General features: G+C 69.0%; 21 protein-coding genes. 8 read left to right on the forward strand and 13 right to left on the reverse strand.

What is annotated here, in order from left to right:
• Positions 1–62: 62 nt before the first annotated feature.
• The 3 genes from EDD92_RS15330 to EDD92_RS15340 are packed head-to-tail and all read right to left on the reverse strand — an operon-like array spanning position 63 to position 4,676.
• On the reverse strand, positions 63–881 hold the full coding sequence (locus EDD92_RS15330; RefSeq protein WP_123964834.1) for an HAD family hydrolase: 819 nt from the start codon (positions 879–881) through the stop codon (positions 63–65).
• Positions 881–3,481, reverse strand: coding sequence for a phosphoribosyltransferase (locus EDD92_RS15335; RefSeq protein WP_123964835.1), 2,601 nt, complete (start codon positions 3,479–3,481; stop codon positions 881–883). The genes EDD92_RS15330 and EDD92_RS15335 overlap by 1 nt, the downstream gene beginning before the upstream one ends.
• Positions 3,482–3,509: 28 nt before the next feature.
• Positions 3,510–4,676 (reverse strand): HpcH/HpaI aldolase/citrate lyase family protein, encoded by a 1,167-nt coding sequence (locus EDD92_RS15340; RefSeq protein ID WP_123964836.1) that lies wholly within the window; start codon positions 4,674–4,676, stop codon positions 3,510–3,512.
• Positions 4,677–4,884: 208 nt separating this feature from the next.
• Here EDD92_RS15340 and EDD92_RS15345 point away from each other — a divergent pair, with 208 nt between their 5' ends.
• Positions 4,885–5,670, forward strand: coding sequence for a TerD family protein (locus tag EDD92_RS15345; protein ID WP_123964837.1), 786 nt, complete (start codon positions 4,885–4,887; stop codon positions 5,668–5,670).
• 124 nt (positions 5,671–5,794) lie between these two features.
• Here EDD92_RS15345 and EDD92_RS15350 read toward each other — a convergent pair whose 3' ends face one another.
• From EDD92_RS15350 to EDD92_RS15375, 6 genes are all read right to left on the reverse strand, one after another.
• Positions 5,795–6,532: a Tellurium resistance gene (locus tag EDD92_RS15350; RefSeq protein ID WP_123964838.1), complete on the reverse strand. Its 738-nt coding sequence runs from the start codon at positions 6,530–6,532 to the stop codon at positions 5,795–5,797.
• 113 nt (positions 6,533–6,645) lie between these two features.
• Positions 6,646–7,794: a DUF475 domain-containing protein gene (locus EDD92_RS15355; RefSeq protein ID WP_123964839.1), complete on the reverse strand. Its 1,149-nt coding sequence runs from the start codon at positions 7,792–7,794 to the stop codon at positions 6,646–6,648.
• 52 nt (positions 7,795–7,846) lie between these two features.
• On the reverse strand, positions 7,847–8,425 hold the full coding sequence (locus EDD92_RS15360) for a TerD family protein (protein WP_030931861.1): 579 nt from the start codon (positions 8,423–8,425) through the stop codon (positions 7,847–7,849).
• Positions 8,426–8,528: 103 nt separating this feature from the next.
• Positions 8,529–9,104 (reverse strand): calcium homeostasis/redox stress adaptation protein, encoded by a 576-nt coding sequence (locus EDD92_RS15365; protein WP_030931856.1) that lies wholly within the window; start codon positions 9,102–9,104, stop codon positions 8,529–8,531.
• A 113-nt stretch (positions 9,105–9,217) separates the two neighbouring features.
• Positions 9,218–9,676 (reverse strand): peroxiredoxin, encoded by a 459-nt coding sequence (locus tag EDD92_RS15370; protein WP_123964840.1) that lies wholly within the window; start codon positions 9,674–9,676, stop codon positions 9,218–9,220.
• Positions 9,677–9,854: 178 nt separating this feature from the next.
• Positions 9,855–10,286: a DUF3052 domain-containing protein gene (locus EDD92_RS15375; protein WP_030931848.1), complete on the reverse strand. Its 432-nt coding sequence runs from the start codon at positions 10,284–10,286 to the stop codon at positions 9,855–9,857.
• A 353-nt stretch (positions 10,287–10,639) separates the two neighbouring features.
• On the opposite strand from EDD92_RS15375, the gene aceE reads away from it, so the two are divergent.
• On the forward strand, positions 10,640–13,387 hold the full coding sequence (gene aceE, locus EDD92_RS15385; protein WP_123964842.1) for a pyruvate dehydrogenase (acetyl-transferring), homodimeric type: 2,748 nt from the start codon (positions 10,640–10,642) through the stop codon (positions 13,385–13,387).
• Positions 13,388–13,459: 72 nt separating this feature from the next.
• Positions 13,460–14,197, forward strand: coding sequence for a potassium channel family protein (locus EDD92_RS15390; RefSeq protein ID WP_123964843.1), 738 nt, complete (start codon positions 13,460–13,462; stop codon positions 14,195–14,197).
• Positions 14,198–14,312: 115 nt separating this feature from the next.
• Here EDD92_RS15390 and EDD92_RS15395 read toward each other — a convergent pair whose 3' ends face one another.
• Positions 14,313–14,621: a small hydrophobic protein gene (locus tag EDD92_RS15395; RefSeq protein ID WP_123970404.1), complete on the reverse strand. Its 309-nt coding sequence runs from the start codon at positions 14,619–14,621 to the stop codon at positions 14,313–14,315.
• 276 nt (positions 14,622–14,897) lie between these two features.
• Entirely contained in the window at positions 14,898–16,517 is a 1,620-nt protein-coding gene (locus tag EDD92_RS15400) for an MFS transporter (RefSeq protein WP_123964844.1), read from the reverse strand.
• A 66-nt stretch (positions 16,518–16,583) separates the two neighbouring features.
• Here EDD92_RS15400 and EDD92_RS15405 point away from each other — a divergent pair, with 66 nt between their 5' ends.
• The 3 genes from EDD92_RS15405 to EDD92_RS15415 all read left to right on the forward strand — a co-directional run bounded on the left by EDD92_RS15405 (position 16,584) and on the right by EDD92_RS15415 (position 19,468).
• A complete protein-coding gene (locus EDD92_RS15405; RefSeq protein ID WP_123964845.1) occupies positions 16,584–17,210 on the forward strand; it encodes a TetR family transcriptional regulator in 627 nt (208 codons plus the stop codon).
• A 113-nt stretch (positions 17,211–17,323) separates the two neighbouring features.
• Positions 17,324–18,541 carry an alpha/beta hydrolase gene (locus EDD92_RS15410; protein ID WP_123964846.1) on the forward strand — a complete coding sequence of 406 codons (1,218 nt, stop codon included), beginning with the start codon at positions 17,324–17,326 and terminating at the stop codon, positions 18,539–18,541.
• A gap of 57 nt (positions 18,542–18,598) precedes the next feature.
• On the forward strand, positions 18,599–19,468 hold the full coding sequence (locus EDD92_RS15415; protein ID WP_123970405.1) for a DUF4429 domain-containing protein: 870 nt from the start codon (positions 18,599–18,601) through the stop codon (positions 19,466–19,468).
• 103 nt (positions 19,469–19,571) lie between these two features.
• Here the strand turns inward: EDD92_RS15415 and EDD92_RS15420 are convergent, their stop codons facing one another.
• Together EDD92_RS15420 and EDD92_RS15425 are read right to left on the reverse strand one after the other, a co-directional pair.
• Positions 19,572–20,588, reverse strand: a complete 1,017-nt coding sequence (locus EDD92_RS15420) for an aldo/keto reductase (RefSeq protein WP_123964847.1) — start codon at positions 20,586–20,588, stop codon at positions 19,572–19,574.
• Positions 20,588–21,055, reverse strand: a complete 468-nt coding sequence (locus EDD92_RS15425) for a MerR family transcriptional regulator (protein WP_030931829.1) — start codon at positions 21,053–21,055, stop codon at positions 20,588–20,590. The genes EDD92_RS15420 and EDD92_RS15425 overlap by 1 nt, the downstream gene beginning before the upstream one ends.
• A 112-nt stretch (positions 21,056–21,167) precedes the next feature.
• Here EDD92_RS15425 and EDD92_RS15430 point away from each other — a divergent pair, with 112 nt between their 5' ends.
• Positions 21,168–21,638, forward strand: coding sequence for a GNAT family N-acetyltransferase (locus EDD92_RS15430; protein ID WP_123964848.1), 471 nt, complete (start codon positions 21,168–21,170; stop codon positions 21,636–21,638).
• 18 nt (positions 21,639–21,656) lie between these two features.
• Complete coding sequence (locus EDD92_RS15435) at positions 21,657–22,472, forward strand: serine hydrolase (protein WP_123964849.1); 816 nt, start codon at positions 21,657–21,659, stop codon at positions 22,470–22,472.
• Positions 22,473–22,510: the final 38 nt, after the last annotated feature.

The raw sequence follows: 22,510 nt of genomic DNA on the forward strand, positions 1-22,510 counted from the left end.
GTGCTTCGTGGCTGGTCGCGCCCACGCGGCGGTAGCCGCACGTCAGACACAGCCCCGCGCCCCTATTGGGGCGCTGTCGTGCGGGTCGCCTTCAGGAACTCCCGGAGGATGCGCTCCCCCGCCAGCACTCCCCCCTCCGGGAGTGCCGTGATCGCCGGCGCTGTCCAGGCGGCGTCGGCCAACTCCCCGTGGCCCGGGCGCCAGCCGCGGTCGGCGGCGAGCAGCAGGTCGGCGTCGAGCAGCGAGTCGCCCGCGGCCAGCGTCAGGTCCGCCCCCGTGCGCCGGGCGACCTCGTGCATCGCCGCGCTCTTGGTCAGCGGCTTCGGGACGGCGTAGATCTTGCGGCCCTGCAGTGACACCGTCCAGCCGCGGTTCTCCGCCCACACCGCGAGTTCCTTGACCCACTCCTCGGGCAGCAGTTCCCGCTCGACGACGAGATAGGCGAAGAGGTCCTCGGCGACCCGGTGCTTGCGCACCCACTCCGGGTCCGCCGTCTCCAGCAGATGTTCCCGCACCTCGTCCAGCGGAGCGCACTGCTCGGCCAGCCGTGCCGTCACCTGCGCATGCCAGTCGAGGTCGGAGACGCCGTCCACCATCAGATGGCCGCCGTTGGCGCAGATCGCGTACTTCGGCGCCGGGCCCGGCAGGTTGATGCGCTGGTACTGCTTGCGGGTCCGGGTCGTCGTCGGTACGAAGACCGCCGCGTCGCCGAGATCGGTCAGCAGGCCGGCTGCGGTCTCCGTCATGAACGACAGCGGCTTGGCCTCGTGCACCTCGACGCAGAGCAGCCGGGGCGCCCGCGCGTCCGGCATGGTCAGCGCGAGGGCCGCGGAGGAGTAGATGAGCGTACGGTCGAGGTCGCTCGCCACCAGCACCGGCATCAGACCGCCACCGCCTTGCCGTCGGCGCCCGTGGCGCCCCGCGTGTACTTGGGGTGGATCAACCCCACGCAGGTGTACGGCAGTTCGGCCACCTCTTCCACCGGCACTCCTCTCTGCTCGGCCAGCAGCCGGACGTGGTCCAGGTCGGCGCCCGCCCCGGCCTTCGCGAGGATCTTCCAGGGCACCCGGCGCAGCAGCACACGTGTCGTCTCGCCGACGCCGGGCTTGACGAGGTTCACGTCGTGGATGCCGTACTCCTCACTGATCCGCTCGACGGCCGCCCAGCCCTCCCAGGTGGGCTCGCGGTCGCCGGACAGCAGTTCCTTGACCTGCGTGCTGACGGCGTCCGCGACCTCCGGGAAGCGGGCGGCGACGGCGTCCAGGAAGGCCACCGAGACATCGGTGCCGGCGAGTTCGCGGTAGAACTTGGCGCCGTGGAAGTCGTGCGGGCCGACCAGGTCCGCGCGCAGCACCGTCCGCGAAATCAGGCCCGAGACGGTCGAGTTGAGGCAGGCGGAGGGTATGAGGAAGTCCTCCCGGGTGCCGTAGGTCCGCACGCACGAGCCCGGGTCGGCCAGCACCGCGATCTCCGGGTCGAAGCCGGTGATGCCGTCGGACGCCTCGAACTCCTCGATGGCGTCGGCGAGTTCGCGGGTGATGGCGCCCTTGCCGGTCCAGCCGTCGACGAAGACGACGTCGGACGGGTCGTGGTGGGCGGCCAGCCAGCGCAGCGCGTTGGCGTCGATACCGCGGCCGCGCACGATCGAGACGGCGTAGTGCGGCAGGTCGAGGCCGTGCCGGAACTGGGCCCAGCGCCGCATCAGCACGCCGACGGGCGTACCGGCGCGGGCGAGCGAGACGAGCACCGGCCGCGGGGACCGCTCGGCGAGCACGATCTCCGTGACCGCGCCGACCGCCAGGGCGAGACGCGCCGCGGACTCCTCGAGCGCCGCGTGGAACAGCTCCTGGTACTGCTCGCTCGGCTGGTACTCCACCGGCAGCGACTCCGCGTAGTGCGCTCCGCCGCTCTGGATGGCCTCCTCCCGCTCCTCGGTCGGCGCCTCCAGCGTCACGTCCGAGAGGTCCTGCAGCAGCCAGCCGACCTCCTCGGGCGGGTACGAGGAGAAGGCGGGGCCGCGGAGGGGCTCGGGCAGCATGGAGGGCCTTTCGGGAACGTACAGGGGCTCTGGCACGTAGGAGGGCACGACTGCCAGCAGGACGTGCGGGGCGTGGGCGGCCAGCTGGGCCAACAGGCCGTCCGGCCCGTGCAGTTCGGGGGTGTCGGCGGCGGAGTCGACCACGGCGACCACCGCGTCGAAGCCGGCACCGGCCACGTTGTAGGCGTAGCGCTCGCCGGGGCCGTCGGCCGGGTCGTCGTGGGCGGGGAAGACTATGCGGCTGCGTATCGCGTAACCGGGGTCGTCGACCGCGAGGACGGGTGAGCGGGTGGTCGTGGAGTACCGCACCTCGGCGTCGGCGACCTGCTCCAGCTCGCGGGCGAGGCGGAGGGGGGCGTACATCAGCTCCTCGAAGCCGAGGACGAGGACGCGGCGCGCGTCGGCGGGGAGCGCCTCTGCGAGGCGGGCGGCCATGGCGGGCAACGCGCTTTCCAAGCGGGTGCGGTGCTGGGGCGTGAAGCCGTGACGCCCACCGTCGGGGAGGCCCTGGGGCCAGAACAGCTCTACCCGGGTGGCTATGGGGTGCTTGCGGTTGTCTTCGGAGTGCAGGTAAGTGGGGGCTTGTCGCGCAGTTCCCCGCGCCCCTGGGGGGGTGCTGCTCAGGTCGGCTTCAGTGGCACCGCCCTTCTTGAGGGGCGCGGGGAACTGCGCGACCAGCCCCGACGCACCCGCAGACGACGAACTACCCACCGCGGCACTCTCTGCCTCGTACCGCGCCACCAGCTCCTGCCCCCGCTCCAACACGCCGTGAGGCAACCGCACCGTCCCGGAAGCGGCCGCCACCAGGTCGACCCTCGCGCCGATCTCCCGCGCGAACTCCTCCAGTCGCCCCAGATCCGCCGACGACCGCATGTCGACCAGAGCCACCACCACGTACCGCCGCCGCGGATACCGCCCGTGAAGATCCCGGATCGTGTTCAGCACCGTGTTCCCGGTGGAGAACTCGTCGTCGACCAGGACCAGCGGCCCGTCCCCCACCAGCAGCCCCGGATCCTCCGGCAGCAACAAGTGAGACGTGGCATGCGAGTGCGACTCCTCGAAGCCGCCCGCCGGGGCGACCGAGGCGACCGGGCGCCGCGTGGAGTGCAGATACGGGGCGAGTCCCACACCGTCGGCGACCGAGTGGCCAAGCCCCGTCGCGGTCTCCGCGTACCCGAGGACGACCGCCCGGGCGGCCTCCTCCGCGCCCAAGAGCTCCCGCACCCGGCGGCCGAGTGCGAACCCGTACCCGTACACCACGGACGGCGACTGCGGCACATGCTTGCCGAGCACGTTGGAGACCAGCAGATGCGCCCGCTTGGGATTGCGCCGCAGGGCCAGCCCCAGCAGGTCGGTCAGCTTGTCGTCGCCCACGAGTTCGACACCGAGCCGCTCGGCGACCCACGTGCCGGACCAGACCGGGTTGTTCACTGCGTTGATCACTTGTCCCTAGATATCTAGACAGTGCGGCTCAGCCGGGAATGCCCGCGGCGAGCAGATCCACAAAGCTGACGTCCTCGCGGGCGACGCCGAACACCTCGGCCCGCAGCATGGTCCGCTCGGCCCATGCGCGGTGCGGCTTCACCTCGTTCATCTTGTTGGTGTACGCCGACCTCAGTACACCCCCACCGCCCCGCTCGGGCCGCAGGATGTCCGCGGCGTCGCCGAACTCTTCGTGACTGACCACGGACAGCGCGTGTACGGGCAGTACGTGGGAGGGGTGGATGCAGGTCTTGCCCAGCAGGCCGTTGGCCTGGTCCAGGGAGATCTCCCGCAGCAGCCCGTCCATGGCGTGCTCAATCAGTTTCTCGCGCAGCTCGACGGCCTGCCCTTCGAGGAAGGGACTGGTCCGCAGCATCGGCTTGAACATGCGCTCCGGGACCCGGAAGTACTCCCACACCGGACCGGTCACCGTGAACCCGGTGCCGTCGGCCCGCCCCAGCAGGTTCACCACGTCGGAGATCACGGAGGCGACGACATGGACGTCGTACGCCGTCATGTCGGGGGCCCGGCGCAGGCCGTACGAGGAGCAGAAGTCGGTGACGCCCAGGCGCAGTGCGAGCACGCGGTCGCGGTACTTGTCGACGGCGCGGGCGATGCCCTCCAGGCTCTCCACCCGCGACTCGCGGTAGAGCAGCTCGGGCGACTCCAGCACCGGCATGGCGAACAGCCGGTGGCCACTCGCGGCCTCGGCGCTCGCCAGGGCCTCCAGGAAGGGGATCCCGCGCTCCTCGGTGAACTTGGGGAGCACGAATCCGGACAGCAGCCGGACGCTCGCCCCCAGTCGCTGAACGAGGTCGGGGATCTGCTCGGGCGTGCGGACCCGGACGAACAGCAGCGGCAGTTCGGTTCCTTCCCGCCCGGCCAGGTCGGCGAACTGGCGGACGAGGTTCTCCTCCCCCGCCACCACGTCCGCGTCGTCGATCGAGTCCTCCAGGCACAGCACCATCGAGACCACGCCGAGTCCGGCCTGCTTGACGATGTCGTCGGCGAGCCGCGGCCGCGTGGCCGGACTGTAGAGCGTGGCGCCCAGGGCCGCGGAGAGCACCCGGGCCGGGGAGCCCGTGTCGAACTCGCACGGCTCCTGGTGGAAGAGGCGCTGCCGCACCTCCGGGGCGAGGTGCCCGAAATGACGCATAGAACTCCCCCGTGACGCCCGGTAAGGCTATGGATTCGGTAATAGGTGGCCGGTAATAGTACGTAGAGAGTCGTGTCAAAGGTTCCCGCAGGGCATGAATTTCTGGTAACTCGGCCATGTCGACGGCGATTCGACGCGCCGTCGGCACGGCCGCGGGTCCCCCACCCCCGCGTTGTCGTGATCAGGACCGAGAGGGCAGGATGACCGCATGACGCACGCGATGCTGAAGGGGTCGAACGTCCCGCTCGAGGCCACCACGGTGCGCGCCGTGCTGCGCTGGACGCCCGGGCAGGGGGTCCCGGACGTCGACGCCTCGGCGCTGCTCCTCGGCCCCGACGGTCGTGTGCGCTCCGACGAGGACTTCGTCTTCTACAACCAGCCCCGGCACCCCTCCGGGAAGGCGAGGTGGCTCGGCAAGAAACGTGTCGCCGACGGCCTCACGGACACGATCCAGACAGATCTGGCCGGAGTCGAGGCCGACGTCAGCCGGATTCTCCTGGTCGCTTCGGCGGACGACGTCACCTTCGACCGCGTACAGGGGCTGCGCATCCTGCTGTACGACGCGACGAGCGCGGCCGACGAGCCGCTGATCCTCTTCGACATCAAGCCCCAGACGGGCCAGGAGACCGCCCTGATCTGCGGCGAGTTGTACCGCCGTGACGAGCTCTGGAAGTTCCGCGCCCTGGGCGAGGGCTACTCGGACGGTCTGAAGGGCCTGGCCACGGAGTTCGGCATCTCGGTGGACGAGTCGGAGGCCGCGGAGGACCCGGCCCCCGAGGTCTCCCAGCCCCTCCCCCCGGAACAGCCCACAGCGGTCCCCACGCAGCCGGCCTACGGCTACCCCCAGCAGCCCCCCGCGACTCAACCCGCCTACGGCTACCCCCAGCCCGCGGCAGCAGCCACCGGCTACGGCTATCCGCCCGCGGTGACGGTCCCGGCCCCGAACCCGGATTTCCGTCTCCCGCCGCAGGGGCCACAGTTCATCGGGCGTTAGGGGAGCGGCCTTCAGGGGCGCGGGGCCGTATTGACATGCGGCTCCGCCGCGTGGGTGCGATCAGCCACGAACAACCCTTGGCCGCCCACAAACAACGCGTCCCGAGCTCCTGGGCGACCGGCGCCTACTTCTCCACCGTGGACTTGTACCCACGCCCCCACTGCAACCCCCACCCGTACAACCGATCCAGCTCCGCCTGGAACCCGTACACGAACTTCACCTCACGCCGCACCACCAGCTCCCCCTTCACGTTCTCGATCATCACCACCGCACATGACCGAGCCTGGGGATGCCGCTCATCAAGATGGATCTCGATCCGGGGCCCATTGCTCGGATACAGCGTGACTATCGCGTGCGTACGGTCGAACGCCGGCGTCTGGTCGTAGATGTACACGAACACCAGCAGCCGCTTGATCTCGTCCCGGTGGTCGAGGTTGACGTACATCGTCTCGCCGGACGCCGACCCGAAACGGTCGTCGCCGCTGAGCTTGACGTACGGTGGCGCATTGACGTCCCCGAGGTAGTTGCCGAGCGGCTGCACCACCCCCTTCGTGCCGTCCTGGAGCTCGTACAGGCACGCCAGGTCGAGGTCGACGTTGACCATGCTCTGGCCGTGCCCCATGACCTCCGCGGGCTTGAGCACCTTGAAGGGGTGGCGGAACAGGGACTCCCGCTGCGAGCCGCCGATGTCGGACGTCCGCATCCGCCAGCTCAGATTGACGCGCAGATGCCCGGTGGCCGCGCCCTGCTTGGTGAGGGAGACCTGGTGGTGCCGTTTGGTCAGCTCGATGGAGTTGGTGGCCGCGCTGCCCGAGTCGAAGTCGCCCTCGCGTCCGCGCCAGAGTCCGTCCAAGAAGCCCATTCCCGCCCCCAGATTCGCCCGGGTCCCGCTGGACCCGGCTTCACTTGAAAAACCGGCGGGGCGGCCGGAGACCGGCCGCCCCGCACCAGAGCGTTCCCTCACCCGCAGGTGCGTCACACCCCGGACGAGATCTCAGTCTTCTCGTCCGAGCCCGTCGCTTTTCCCTCGGCTTCCGCGAGCGCCTTGTTGCGGCGCACCGAGGACCAGAAGGACCAGGCGATCAGGACGACACCGACGAGGCCGGTGATGACCTCGTTGATCTCGTACTGGATGGTGACCATGAGGATCACGGCCAGCGCACCGATCGCGTAGTGCGCGCCGTGCTCCAGGTAGACGTAGTCGTCGAGGGTGCCCTGGCGGACCAGGTACACGGTCAGCGACCGGACGTACATGGCGCCGATGCCGAGACCCAGCGCCATCAGCACGATGTCGTTGGTGATGGCGAACGCACCGATCACACCGTCGAAGGAGAAGGACGCGTCCAGGACCTCGAGGTAGAGGAACATGAAGAACGCGGCCTGGCCGGCGAGGACGACAGCCGAGCGCTTCTTGCCGGTGCGCGCGGCCTCTTCCTGCTCCTCGTGCTCCCGCTCCTCCTCTTCCTCGAGCTTGTCCTCGAAGTAGCCGGAGAGTCCGCCGACGACCATGTACGTGATCAGGCCCGCGATGCCGGAGATCAGCACCGTCTGCGCCTTGTCGACGTGCGCGCCGCCGTGCTGGTGGGCGTGGACCGCGAAGGTGAACGAGGTGACCAGCAGGACGATGAGGGCGATGCACACTGCCAGCATGTCGACCTTGCCGAGCTTGGCCAGCGGGCGCTCGATCCAGCGCAGCCACTGGATGTCCCGGTCCTCGAAGATGAAGTCGAGGAAGATCATCAGCAGGAACATGCCACCGAAGGCGGCGATCGCCGGGTGGGCGTCGGTGACGAGCTGCTGGTACTGGTCCTTGTCGGTCAGGGCCAGGTTGACGGCGTCGATGGGGCTCTTCTTGGCGGTGACCGCGACGATGACGACCGGGAAGACCAGCCGCATGCCGAAGACCGCGATGAGGACGCCGACCGTGAGGAAGATCTTCTGCCAGAAGGCGTTCATCTTCTTCAGGATTCCGGCGTTGACCACCGCGTTGTCGAACGACAGCGAGATCTCGAGGATGGAGAGGATCGCCACGATGCCGAAGGCCTCCCACCCCCCGTAGAGGACGGCGACGGCCAGGCCGACCGCGGTAATCGCGAACGACCAGCCGAAGGTTTTCAGAAGCACTGGCTACCCAATCCGTATCGGTACGGGTCTCTCCCCCGCGCCGTACTCGCCTTTACGAAACGTTGACTCCGAAGTCTAGAGCGATGCCACGCAGCCCAGACGCGTACCCCTGTCCCACCGCCCGGAACTTCCATTCGCCCTGGTAGCGGTAGAGCTCACCGAAGATCATCGCGGTTTCGGTGGAGGCGTCCTCGCTGAGGTCGTAGCGCGCGAGCTCCTGGCCGTCGGCCTGGTTGACCACGCGGATGAAGGCGTTGCTCACCTGTCCGAAGGTCTGGGCGCGCTCGTCGGCCATGTGGATCGAGACGGGAAAGACGATCTTTTCGCAGTGGGCGGGCACCTGGCCCAGGTCGACCAGGATCGACTCGTCGTCGCCCTCGCCCTCACCGGTGAGGTTGTCGCCCGTGTGCTCCACCGAGCCCTCCGGGCTCTTGAGCTGGTTGTAGAAGACGAAGTACTCGTCCCCCAGGACCCGGTTGCCGGCGCCGCACAGCAGGGCGCTGGCGTCGAGGTCGAACGGGGCTCCGGTGGTGGAGCGCGCGTCCCAGCCGAGCCCGATCATCACCTGGGTCAGGTTGGGTGCGGCCTTGGACAGGGAGACATTGCCCCCCTTGGCGAGCGTGACGCCCATGATGCTGGTCCTCCCCGAGATGGTGCTTCTTTGGTTGTCCTGCACGTCCGGCGCCGCACGCAAACGGTGCAGCGCCGGACGATTCGAGACCCGTTGACGGACCTCAGACGTTCACGCCGAAGTCCTGCGCGATGCCGCGCAGGCCCGAGGCGTAGCCCTGGCCGATGGCGCGGAACTTCCACTCCGCACCGTGCCGGTACAGCTCGCCGAAGACCATGGCGGTCTCCGTCGAGGCGTCCTCGGAGAGGTCGTAGCGTGCGATCTCCGCCTCGCCCGCCTGGTTCACCACGCGGATGAACGCGTTGCGCACCTGGCCGAACGACTGCTGGCGGTTCTCGGCGTCGTAGATGGAGACCGGGAACACGATCTTCTCGACGTCGGCCGGGACGGCCGCGAGGTTGATCTTGATCTGCTCGTCGTCGCCCTCGCCCTCACCGGTGATGTTGTCGCCGGTGTGCTCGACCGAGCCGTCCGGGCTCTTGAGGTTGTTGAAGAAGACGAAGTTGGCGTCGCTGCCGACCTTGCCCGAGGCGTTCAGCAGCAGTGCGCTGGCGTCCAGGTCGAAGTCGGTACCGGTCGTGGTGCGGACGTCCCACCCCAGACCGACGATGACCGCGGTCAGGCCCGGGGCCTCCTTGGTCAGCGATACGTTGCCGCCCTTGCTGAGGCTGACTCCCACGAGTCCTCCATTGGTGTCCAGGGGCGGGGAGCCCCGCCGTGCGTTTGATACCGGATCAACGACTCGATCCTAGTGACGGGTTCCCGCCCCACGCATGGCTTGGAGCCGAAGAATCACAGGGTGTCGAGCGCCTTCACGTACTCGTTCAGGTCGCGGGCGTCCGGCAACGCGTTGACGACGGTCCAGCGCACCACGCCCTCCTTGTCGATGACGAAGGTCCCGCGCACCGCGCAGCCCTTGTCCTCGGCGAAGACGCCGTAGGCGCGGGAGACCTCGCCGTGCGGCCAGAAGTCGCTCAGCAGCGGGTACTCCAGGCCCTCCTGCTCGGCGAAGACGCGCAGGGTGTGGATGGAGTCGTTGGAGACGGCGAGCACCTGGGTGTCGCGGTCGGAGAACTGCGGCAGGTTGTCCCGCACCTCGCACAGCTCGCCGGTGCACACACCGGTGAAGGCGAAGGGGTAGAAGAGCAGGACCACGTTCTTGCTGCCACGGAACTCGGAGAGCTTCACGGTGGCGCCGTGGTTGTCCTTGAGCTCGAAGTCGGGGGCCTTGTCGCCGACCTGGATCGCCATCGGGATACGTCCCTTTCGGTGGGGCTGTTCGGGTGGCACCCACCCTACGCAGCGATCACAGAAAGCCGACGGACGGGCTGAGCATTCTCAGCCCGTCCGGCGTTTGAGGACGAGGCCGTTCAGGCCGAAGGGGGGTCCGGGGGCGCAGCCCCCAGAATCCGGCGGGTCCAGCGGAGCGTCACCTCTTGGACTTCGCGGCCTTCGGCGTCACCAGCCGGCTGCCGCTCCAGTCCTTGCCCACGCTGACGCTCTTGGAGGCGGACAGCCCCGCCGTCGTCGCGGCTTCGGAGATGTCGCTCGGCTCCACGTAGCCGTCGCGGCCGGTCTTCGGCGTCAGCAGCAGGATCGAGCCGCCCTCCTCGATGTACGTGGTGGCGTCCACCAGCACATCGGTCAGGTCGCCGTCCTCGTCGCGGAACCAGAGCACCACGGCATCGGCGACGTCGTCGTAGTCCTCGTCCACAAGGTCGCTGCCGATGACCTGCTCAATGGCCTCGCGGAGTTCCTGGTCTACGTCGTCGTCGTAGCCGATCTCCTGGACCACCTGCTCGGGCTGGAACCCCAGCCTGACGGCAGGGCTCGTCTCCGCGTGGTCCGCGGTCGCGCTCACGGGTTGCCTCCTGATCATGTCTTGGTGAGTATCTCAGCCACGCGCGTGCGCGAAGCATTGGCCGTAGTCCACACGGGCGGGGCGGATCGCGCAAGTACCCGGCCGTTCAGACCGCCGAAACGGTGACGATCCTGGCCGTGTCACCCCAACTCCAGGCATGCGACCGGCGCCACAAGTGACCTACACCACACCTTTCTGCCCCCTTTGTGGCATTGGGAACCAGTCCGAGCTGACGTAGGTCTCGGTTACCTCTCAGTAGAGATGACGTTTGCTTCCCCGAGGTACACGATGGGGAACGGTGCAGGCGTACCGAAAAGCAGCTCATTGCAGCCCTCTGACAGGTAAGGAACAGCGTGGCTTCCGGATCCGATCGCAACCCGATCATCATTGGCGGCCTTCCGAGTCAGGTTCCTGACTTCGATCCCGAGGAGACCCAGGAGTGGCTCGACTCCCTGGACGCCGCCGTCGACGAGCGCGGCCGTGAGCGGGCCCGCTACCTGATGCTGCGGCTGATCGAGCGGGCCCGCGAGAAGCGCGTGGCCGTGCCCGAGATGCGCAGCACGGACTACGTCAACACGATCGCGACCAAGGACGAGCCGTTCTTCCCCGGCAACGAGGAGATCGAGCGCAAGGTCCTGAACGCCACCCGCTGGAACGCAGCGGTCATGGTCTCACGCGCCCAGCGCCCCGGCATCGGCGTCGGCGGCCACATCGCCACCTTCGCCTCCTCCGCGTCCCTCTACGACGTCGGCTTCAACCACTTCTTCCGCGGCAAGGACGAGGGAGACGGCGGCGACCAGGTCTTCTTCCAGGGCCACGCCTCTCCGGGCATCTACGCCCGCGCCTTCCTGCTCGACCGCCTCAGCGAGGAGAACCTCGACGGCTTCAGGCAGGAGAAGTCGAAGGCCCCGCACGGGCTGTCCTCGTACCCGCACCCCCGCTCGATGCCGGACTTCTGGGAGTTCCCGACCGTGTCGATGGGCCTCGGCCCGATCGGTGCGATCTTCCAGGCCCGGATGAACCGCTACATGCACGCGCGCGGGATCGCCGACACGAGCAAGTCCCATGTGTGGGCGTTCCTCGGAGACGGCGAGATGGACGAGCCGGAGTCGCTCGGCCAGCTGACCATCGCCGCCCGTGAGGGCCTGGACAACCTGACCTTCGTCGTCAACTGCAACCTGCAGCGCCTGGACGGCCCGGTGCGCGGCAACGGCAAGGTCATCCAGGAGCTGGAGTCGGTCTTCCGCGGCGCCGGCTGGAACGTGATCAAGCTGATCTGGGACCGCTCCTGGGACCCGCTGCTCGCCCAGGACCGCGACGGCATCCTCGTCAACAAGATGAACACGACGCCGGACGGCCAGTTCCAGACGTACGCCACCGAGTCCGGCGCCTACATCCGCGAGAACTTCTTCGGCGACGACCAGCGGCTGCGCGCGATGGTCGAGGGCATGACCGACGACCAGATCCTGCACCTGGGCCGTGGCGGTCACGACCACAAGAAGATCTTCGCGGCGTTCTCGGCGGCCAAGGCGCACAAGGGCCAGCCGACGGTGATCCTGGCCAAGACGATCAAGGGCTGGACGCTGGGCCCGAACTTCGAGGGCCGCAACGCCACGCACCAGATGAAGAAGCTGACGGTCGACGACCTCAAGCGCTTCCGCGACCGGCTGCACCTGCCGATCTCCGACAAGGACCTGGAGGGCGGGCTCCCGCCGTACTACCACCCGGGGCGGAACTCGGAAGAGATCCAGTACATGCACGACCACCGCAAGCAGTGCGGCGGGTACGTCCCGACGCGCGTCGTGCGCTCCAAGCCGCTCGCGCTGCCGGACGACAAGACGTACGCGACTGTGAAGAAAGGCTCGGGTCAGCAGTCGATCGCGACCACGATGGCCTTTGTACGTCTCCTCAAGGACCTCATGCGGGACAAGGAGCTCGGCAAGCGGTTCGTGCTGATCGCGCCGGACGAGTACCGCACGTTCGGCATGGACTCCTTCTTCCCGAGCGCGAAGATCTACAACCCGCTCGGCCAGCAGTACGAGGCGGTCGACCGCGATCTGCTGCTCGCGTACAAGGAGTCGCCGACCGGCCAGATGCTGCACGACGGCATCTCGGAGGCGGGCTGCACGGCCTCGCTGATCGCTGCGGGTTCGGCGTACGCCACGCACGGCGAGCCGCTGATCCCGGTCTACGTCTTCTACTCGATGTTCGGTTTCCAGCGCACCGGTGACCAGTTCTGGCAGATGTCCGACCAGCTGGCGCGCGGTTTCGTCCTGGGCGCGACCGCCGGCCGTACGACGCTGACCGGTGAGGGTCTGCAGCACGCCGACGGCCACTCGCAGCTGCTCGCCTCGACCAACCCGGGCTGTGTCGCGTACGACCCGGCGTACTCGTACGAGATCGCGCACATCGTCAAGGACGGTCTGCGGCGGATGTACGGCGGGGACGCGGAACACCCGCACGGCGAGGACGTCTTCTACTACCTCACCGTCTACAACGAGCCCATCCAGCACCCGGCCGAGCCGGAGAACGTGGACGTCGAGGGCATCCTCAAGGGCATCCACCGGCTCTCCGAGGGCACTTCGGGGTCGATCCCGGCGCAGATCATGGCGTCCGGCGTCGCGGTGCCGTGGGCCGTCGAGGCGCAGAAGATCCTCGCCGAGGAGTGGAACGTCAAGGCCGACGTCTGGTCGGCGACCTCCTGGAACGAACTGCGGCGCGAGGCGGTGGACGTCGAGCGGCACAACCTGCTGCACCCCGAGGAGGAGCAGCGGGTCCCGTACGTGACGCAGAAGCTGTCGGCCGCGCAGGGGCCCTTCGTGGCCGTTTCCGACTGGATGCGGGCGGTGCCGGACCAGATCGCGCGGTGGGTGCCGGGGTCCTACCAGTCCCTGGGCGCCGATGGGTTCGGCTTCGCCGACACCCGCGGGGCGGCTCGGCGGTTCTTCCACATCGACGCGCAGTCGATCGTGGTGGCGGTGCTGACGGAGCTGGCCAAGGAGGGGAAGGTCGATCGGTCTGTGCTCAAGCAGGCCATTGACCGGTATCAGTTGCTGGATGTTTCGGCGGCGGATCCTGGGGCTGCGGGCGGGGACGCGTAATCCCGAGGTCGGTTCGAGGGCGGCGGGACCGGATCGGTCTCGCCGCCCTTACTCGTTCTTTACGATGCGGGCATGAAGCAACAAACGGCTCAGGGGCGGTGGGAGCAGTACACCCAACGGCCCCTGCTGGCGCTCGCGGTGGCTTTTGCCGTCGCGTATGCCGTGCCGATCGTGGACCACTCGGCGGGGCACTCGCTGACGTCCGCGTGCACGGTGGTGGAGTGGGTGGTCTGGGGGGCGTTCGCCACGGACTACCTGGTACGGGCGGGGCTTGCCCCCCAGCCCAAGGAGTTCGTACGGACGCACTGGCTCGACCTGTGTGCGGTCGTGCTGCCGATGCTTCAGCCGTTGCGGCTGCTGCGGATGGTGTCGACGCTGATACTCGTCGGACGGCGGGCCCGGATGGCCTCGCAGATCCAGTTGACGACGTATGTCGTGGGAGCCGTCATCGGATTGCTGATGTTCGGGTCGCTGGCCGTGCTGTCGGTGGAGCGGGAGTCGCCGAACGGGAACATCCGGACGCTGGGTGATGCGGTGTGGTGGTCGTTCACCACGATGACGACCGTGGGGTACGGGGATCATGCACCGACGACCGGGCTGGGGCGGATGATCGCCGTCGGTCTGATGCTGGCCGGGATAGCCCTGCTGGGTGTGGTCACCGCGAACATCGCCGCGTGGTTCATCGCGCGGTTCGAGAAGGACGATGTGGAGGAGCGGCGGCAGACGGAGGCGATCGAGGCGTTGACGCAGGAGGTGCGGGCGCTTCGGGCCGAGGTCGCGGCGTTGCGGGAGCCGTCGGGTACGCCGTGACGGGGTTGCGGCGCGGGGATGCTTCGCCTGCCCGCGCTTGCGGGGGTGCCGCTGCGCCCACACGTGCCACGGCTGTGCCGGCTTGGGCGCAGCGGCTTCCCTCACACGCCCCGGGTCAGAAGAGACCGTTGCCCGGGGTTGCCGCTCCGGCGAGCCACACGATCGCCAGGAGCGTGTCGATGGCGCCCAGAACGAGGGCGACCAGGGCCGGTATGGGACCTGAGCGTGCCCAGGTGCGGCCCATTGCGAGCCAGCCGCAGACGATCGCCACGGGGCCGAGGATGATCCCCAGCACGAAGAATCCCGCGACAGCGCAGATGACTCCGATGATTCCGAGCGTTGCGCGATCCGGCCCGGTCCGTGACCACGTACGGCCACGTGAGCGGGGGTACCTGCGCGTTCCGTGTCCGAAGCCCGCCATCATCAACTCCCTGAACCCCGGGGTCTGTTCGGGGTTCAACGAGCGGGTACCCACGGTGCGCTTCCTAATCCTCGGGCTGTCGGCGCGCTGACCCCCTCCGGCAGCGCGCCGCAGCACCGGTCGCCCTCCACGCCGTACGAACTTGCCCGAGGAACATGCCGTGTGGAGGGCGTGACCACTGTGGCCTGCGGCGCGCACCGGATGCGAGGAATCTTTAGCTTCTTCACCCTGATAGGCGAAGTCCGTTGAAAACTCGTCAGGTTCGCCGGGCTTCCCGCGTCAGATGTGGGCCGCGCCCGCACCCGCCTCCGCGTTCTCGCCGCGCTTGGTGAGCAGGGCGACGAAGACCGCCACGACCGCGACCCCGCAGGCGACCAGGGACGCCAGGCTCATGCCGGAGATGAACGTGTCGTGCGCGACGTCCGCGATCTTCGCAGCGATCGCCTCCGGGGTGCCCTTGGCGACCGGGGCCACACCGACCTGGACGGCCTCGGAGGCCTGGCCCAGCTGGGTCGGGTTGAGCGGAGGGAGGCCGGCGTCCTTCCAGTTGCCGGCGAGGTCGCTGTCGACCTTGGACGCCATCACGGCGCCGAGGACGGCCGTACCGAGGCTGCCGCCGATCTGCATCGCCGCCTGCTGGAGGCCGCCGGCAACGCCGGAGAGCTCCATGGGCGCGTTGCCGACGATGACCTCCGTGGCGCCGACCATGACCGGCGCGAGGCCGAGACCGAGCAGGGCGAACCAGAGGGACATGACGGCGCTGCCGGTGTCCGCCTCCAGCGTCGACATGCCGTACATGGCGATCGCGGTGGCAGCCATGCCGCCGGCCAGCGGGATACGCGGGCCCAGCTTGGTGATCAGCGCACCCGCGAGCGGGGAGCCGACGATCATCATGCCGGTGAGCGGGAGCAGATGCTCGCCGGCCTCGATCGGCTTCATCCCATGCACGTTCTGCAGGTAGAACGTCACGAAGAACAGGCCGCCCATGAACGCGATGGCCATCAGGACCATCAGCACGACACCCGCGGACAGCGGGACCGAGCGGAACAGGCCGAGCGGGATCAGCGGCTCCTTGACCTTCGTCTCCCAGAAGGAGAAGAGGGCGAAGCCGACGACCGAGACGGCTATGAACGTCCATGTCTTGCCGTCGCCCCAGCCCCAGCTCGGGGCCTTGATCAGGGCCCAGACCAGGCAGAACATCGCGCCGGAGAGCAGGGCGATGCCGAGGAGGTCGAAAGAGCGAGGGGCGTTCTCTGCGCGGTGGTCGCGCAGGATCAGCAGGCCCAGGAGCAGGGCGATCGCGCCGACCGGCACGTTGATGAAGAACACCGACTGCCAGTTGACGTGCTCGACCAGGACGCCGCCGAGGATCGGGCCGCCCGCGGTGGAGGCGCCGATGACCATGCCCCATATACCGATGGCCATGTTCAGCTTCTCGGCCGGGAAGGTCGCGCGCAGGAGGCCGAGCGCGGCCGGCATCAGCAGCGCGCCGAACAGGCCCTGGAAGACGCGGAAGGTGACGACCGAGGCGATGGAGCCGGACAGACCGATGGCGCCCGAGGCCGCGGCGAAGCCGACGACGCCTATCAGGAAGGTCTGGCGGTGCCCGAAGCGGTCGCCGAGCTTGCCCGCGGTGATCAGCGAGACCGCGAGGGCGAGGAAGTACCCGTTGGTGATCCACTGGACGTCGGCGAAGCTCGCCTTGAGGTCCTTCTGGATGGCCGGGTTGGCGATGGCCACGATGGTGCCGTCGAGGGCCACCATCATGACCCCGACGGCGACGGTGATGAGGGTGAACCACGGGTGGCCGCGCAGCCCGGAGGCCTGCGGCACGTCCGACGGGGCTGCCGCTGCCCTGTCCCCCGGCCCCGTCGTGTCGATGGTGGTCTGACTAGTCATGTGTTCGAGGCTAGTGACAGCCGCTGACAATTGACAAACCAATTCACAAGTCAGTAACTGACGCATATGGAAACACTCCGCGAACGCAAGAAACAGCGCACCCGGGACGCGCTGCTGCGGACCGCCGTCGAACTGTTCACCACGCGCGGGTACGAGGCGACGACCGTCGATGACATCGCCGAGGCCGTCGACGTCTCGCAGCGCACCTTCTTCCGCTACTTCGCCGGCAAGGAGGAGGCCGCGCTCGCCCTGCAGGAGCTGGCGGTGGCGCGGTTCGTCGAGGCCGTACGCGAACGGCCGGCGGACGAGGCGCCGATGCAGGCCCTGCGCCAGGCGGTCCTGGAGGGCTGGGACACGCTGCACGAGGTCATCGAGGCCGTCGTACCGGTCGAGCTGTATCTGCGTATGTACCGGGTGATCGAGTCGACGCCCGTCCTGCTCGCCGCACATCTGCGGCGCAACGAGGAGACGGAGGACACGATCGCGCGGGTGCTCGCCGGGCGGGAGGGCCTGGACGTGGACGCGGACCCGCGGCCGCGCCTTGCCGTGGCGGTCTTCGGCGGGGTGATGCGGGTGACGGAACGCCAGTGGTCCACCGGCGAGGACTTCAGCGTCGAGGCGATGCGCGCCTTGACGATTTCGTACCTCGAACAGGTGGGCCCCGCACTCACGGAGAGCTGGCGAACACGCTGAGGCACATCGCGAGGACATTGACAGACACTGAGGTCATCGCCACGTTTATCGAAACGTGATACCCGTCACTCAGCTCACGCGAGACCCTCTCGTTCTCCTAGTGTGTCCTCCCAGTGACTTCCTTCGACACCTCCCCGCAACTGAACGTCTGGCGCGCGCTGCTCGCACTGGCCGTCGTGTTCGTGATGCTGGCGACCACCGGTTGGACGGCCCTGCGCAGCCATCGCGCAGTGACTCCGCTGCAGGCCTCGCTCTCCTCCTGGGAGCACGGCCGCATCCACGGGCACCATCTGCCGGACCCCGACGCGTCCCCCGCGCGCCTCGCCCGCTTCTTCGCCTCGCTCACCGCTCAGGAGCGCACCCACCTCGCCCACCGCTATCCCCTCGCGGTCGGCAACATGAACGGTGCTCCCGTCGCGCTGCGCTACCGCGCCAACCGTGTGGCGCTCACCGAGCAGCGCAAGGTCGAGCTCGGGCGTATGCACGACAGCCGACTCTCCCCCGTCGGACAGCGCGACGCCGGTCGCCGTATGCACCGCTACGAGTCGCTGCTGCACGAGGGCCGGCAGATCCTCGCCTTCGACCCCGAGGGCTCTGGGCGGGTCGCCGAGGTGATCGGGAACCTGCAGCGGGCCGAGCGGGTGTCGGTCGTCGTCCCCGGCGTCGACACCGACCTGCTCACCTTCCAGAAGACCAATCGCCCGTACTCCGCGGCCCTCGGCATGGCCCAGTCGCTGTACGCGGCGGAGCAGGCGGCGAGCCCGACGACGCGTACCGCCGTGATCGCCTGGGCCGACTACACGGCGCCCGCCGGGCTCGGCATCGACTCGGCGACGGCGATGCGCGCGGCGGAGGGCTCGCTGCGGCTGAACGCGATGCTGCGCGGGCTGCCCGGCAAGGCGCCGGTCTCGCTGTTCTGCCACAGCTACGGCTCCGTGGTGTGCGGCATCGCCGCGCACGAACTGCCGCGCCGGGTGGCCGACATAGCGGTGGCCGCCAGCCCCGGCATGCGCGTGGAGAACGCCTCCCACCTGCGCACCACCGCCCAGGTGTGGGCGATGCGGGACGCCACGGACTGGGTCCAGGACGTGCCGTATCTGGAGCTCGGCGGGCTGGGCCACGGGGCGGACCCGGTGTCGGCCGCGTTCGGGGCACGGGTGCTGTCGGCGCGGGGCGCGAAGGGGCATGCGGGCTATTTCGAGCCGGGCACGGAGAGCGTGCGGAACTTTGCGGAGATCGGCGTTGGCGCGTACCGGTCGGTGCACTGCGCACGTGAGGAGAACGTGTGCCGGGAGGGTTTGTCCGGCGCGTCCACGGCCGGACGCGCGTAGAGGCGCAGAAACTGCGGTCTGCGCGGGGTGGAGACGAAGGACCGGGTCATGCATACGATGAGCCGCATGGGTGACGTACTGGCCGGATTTCATGCTGCCTGGGAGTTCGAGTCCGACTCCGTGCTCATCCGTTACGAACGAGGGATTCGAACACCCAAGCTCTTCCAGGCGCTGGGGGAACGTCGTGTGCCGCTGGAGGCGATCTCCGGGGTGACGCTGTCCCCCGGGAAGCGCGGCACCGTCGTCCTGCGGGCCGAGGTGCGCCCCGGGGCCGATCCTCTGCTGGAGGCGGCGGCGGGGCAGCTCAAGGAAGGGTGCGATCCGTACCGGCTGGTGCTGCCTGCCGAGCGGGACGCTCTCGCCGAGTACTACGCCGACGAGCTGCGGGCGCTGCTGACCGCGGGCGGGGAGCCCGCCGAGCGGTATCTGGTGGCCGCGCCCGAGGCGCCCCGGCAGTTCAAGGCGTATGACGCGAAGGCGTCCTTCGACGGGAAGACCGTGCACTTCCGGTGGTTCTGGACCGGGGCGTCGTCGGCGAAGTGGAAGGCCGGGGACCAGAGTTTTCCGGTCGGTGAGCTGAGCGGCGTGGAGTGGCGGTCGCCGGAGGTGTTCGAGGGGCATCTGCGGCTGTTGCGGCGGGATGCCGCGCAGGAGGCTGCGCAGGCCGTGCAGGTGGATCAGGATCCGGCGGCTGTGGTGTTCGGGCTGGGGTATGGGCCCGTGCATGAGTCACTGCCGTTTGCTGCGGCGGTGTTGGCTGCGGTGCGGGATGCCGGGCCGGCGGCCTCTGTGTCGGCCGGTGCGCCGAGGCGCGATCCGGCCGACATTGCCGAGCGCATTCGTCATCTGGGAGAGCTGCATCAGGCAGGCCTGGTGACGGATGAGGAGTTCTCCGTCAAGAAGGCTGAGTTGTTGGCGGAGCTTTAGCGTCTGCCGGGTTCGGTCCGTTGGCTGGTGCGGGATCGTTGTGGCTTGTCGCGCAGTTCCCCGCGCCCCTTTGGGGCGCTTCTCGCGTCCCCCGTTGAAAGGGTTACTCCCTGCCTGCGGAGGCGAAGGACATGTCCGGGTAACGCGTTCCCGCCACCTTTGACGCGATCGGCTCCAGTGCAGCCAGTTGCTCCTCCGTCAGGACAATGGCTGTTGCCGCTGCGTTCTCCTCCACCCTCCTGACCTTGGTTGTGCCCGGGATCTGGGCGACCGCCAGACCATGCACATCCGCCCGCTGCTGGACCCAGGCCAGGGCGATCTGGGCCGGGGAGGCGTCGTGGGCCTCGGCCACTGTGCGGATGGGGTCGAGGAGGGTCGCGTTGGTGGCCGCGTTGTTGCCCTGGAAGCGGGGCATCGTGCGGCGGACGTCGCCGTCGGTCAGGTCCTTCTGTGCGTTGGAGAAGGAGCCGGCGAGGAAGCCGCGGCCCAGTGGGGAGTAGGGGACCAGGGCCACCCCCAGTTCGCGGGCGGCCGGCACCACGTTGGCCTCGATGTCCCGGCTGAACAGGGACCACTCCGACTGCACGGCGGCGATCGGGTGCACGGCCTGCGCGGCGCGCAGTTCGTCGGCGGTGACCTCGCTGAGCCCGAGGTGCTTGACCTTGCCCTCGCGGACCAGCTCGGCCATGGCGCCGACGGTCTCCTCGATCGGGACGTTCACATCGCGCCGGTGCATGTAATAGAGGTCGATGACGTCGACGTCGAGGCGGCGCAGGCTGCCCTCGACGGCCTGGCGGACGTACGGGGCGTCGCCGCGGATGACCCGCTTGGTGCGGTCGCCCGCCGGGACGCGAACGCCGAACTTGGTCGCGATGACGACCTCGTCCCGGTGCGCCTTGAAGAACGGCGACAGGAAGCGCTCGTTGTCGCCGTCGCCGTAGCCCTCCGCCGTGTCGTACAGCGTGACGCCCAGCTCCAGTGCCCGCTCCAGGGTGGCCCGCGACTCCTCCGCGTCGGAGGGGCCGTACGCCCAGCTCATGCCCATGCAGCCGAGGCCCTGTACGCCGACCTCGGGGCCGTCGGCGCCGAGTCGTACGGTCGGGATCCTGCTGTCCGTCATCACACCTTCTCCGCCTCGTAGGCACGGGCGCGGTCGGCGTCCGCGTAAAAACTGATCTTCCGGTCGAGCACCGCGAGGGTGTCCTGCAGCTCGGCGATCCGGGCCAGCACGTCCCGGCGGGTCTGCTCGAGCAGCTCGAAGCGCTCGCCGAACGTGTGGTCGCCCTCGCGCACCAGCTCCGCGTACCGCACCATGTCGGCGACCGGCATCCCGGTCAGCCGGAGCTTGCCGACGAGGTCCAGCCAGTCGAGGTCGCGGTTGCTGTAGCGGCGCTGGCCCGTGTGCGAGCGGTCCACGTGCGGCATCAGGCCGATGCGCTCGTACCAGCGCAGGGTGTGCGCGGTCAGGCCGGTGAACGCGACGACCTCGCTGATCGTGTAACTGTCCTGGCCTTCGGGGCGCCGATGGGGGTGGGGCGGGGCACCGCAGCTGTCGGTCCTGGTGGGCGTGGTCTCCATCACCGTCATGACCTCAACGCTATGACCTTCGAGTGCACTCCAAGCAAGCGGAACCCATAAGAAATAAGCACAGCAGAAATCGGCGGGACATGGGGCAGTGGCGCTGACTAGCGTGCGGGGCATGAGTCTTGTACGCCGGGCCGTGCCCGAGGACGCGCGGGAAGTGCTGCGGCTCCGCCAGGTGATGATCGACGCGCTGCCGGGGTCGGATCCTGCCACGGACTGGCACGAGCAGTCACTGCCGGGGCTGCGGGAGAGGCTGGGCGAGGCGGAGGGGAACTTCGCCGCGTTCGTGGTCGACCATCCGGAGCGACCGGGCGCGCTGGCGGCGCTGGTGGCCGGGACGGTCGACTACCGGATCGGGAAGGCGGGAGATCCACACGGGAGGGTCGGCTACGTCTTCAGCGTGGCGACCGACCCGGACGCGCGCCGTCGCGGGTACGCGCGCGCGTGCATGGACACGCTGCTGGACTGGTTCCGGGAGCGCGGCGCCGCACGCGTGCACCTCACCGCCTCCCCGGATGCCGAGCCGCTCTATGTCTCCCTCGGCTTCAAGCCCAAGCCCGACCCGTTGCTGGAGCTCAGGCTGTGAGCGCTTAGGCTCGACGGCATGTCGCTGAAGAGCCTTGCGCTGATCGAAAACTGGCCGGTTCCCACCGCCGCGGCGGGTGTGGTGCGGGGCGACGGCACGGTCCTCGGCACCCACGGCCCGGCAGGCCACCGCTTCCCGCTCGCCTCGGTCACCAAGCCGCTCACCGCGTACGCCGCCCTCGTCGCGTACGAGGAGGGCGCGATCGAGCTCGACGAACCGGCCGGTCCGCCCGGCTCGACGGTCCGCCATCTGCTGGCGCACACCTCGGGGCTCGCGTTCGACGAGCACCGGGTGACCGCGCCGCCCGGGGAGCGGCGGCTGTACTCCAACGCCGGGTTCGAGCAGCTCGGCGACCACATCGCCAAGGCGACGGACATTCCGTTCGGGGAGTATCTGCGGCAGGCGGTGCTGGAGCCGCTGGGGATGACCGGCACGTCCCTGGAGGGTTCCCCCGCCAAGGACGGCGTTTCGACGGTCGAGGACCTGCTGCGGTTCGCGGCCGAGGTGCAGGGGCCGCGGCTGCTCGATCCACGGACGGTGGCGCAGGCAATGACGGTGCAGTACCCGGGCACGAAGGGCGTGCTGCCCGGGTACGGCCACCAGAACCCGAACGACTGGGGTCTCGGCTTCGAGATCCGCGACTCCAAGTCGCCGCACTGGACGGGCTCTTCGTCCTCTCCGCGGACCTTCGGGCACTTCGGGCAGGCGGGTACGTTCCTGTGGATCGACCCGGATGCGGGGGTGGCGGGCGTCGCCCTCACCGATCGGGCGTTCGGGCCGTGGGCGGTCGAGGTGTGGCCGGTGTTCACGGACGCGGTGCTGGCGGAGATCTGAGTACCCCTCGCCCCTGACTCGATTCCCTCGCTAAAGTT

This window comes from Streptomyces sp. TLI_185, assembly GCF_003814765.1.
In the GTDB taxonomy this organism is placed as follows: Bacteria; Actinomycetota; Actinomycetes; order Streptomycetales; family Streptomycetaceae; genus Streptomyces.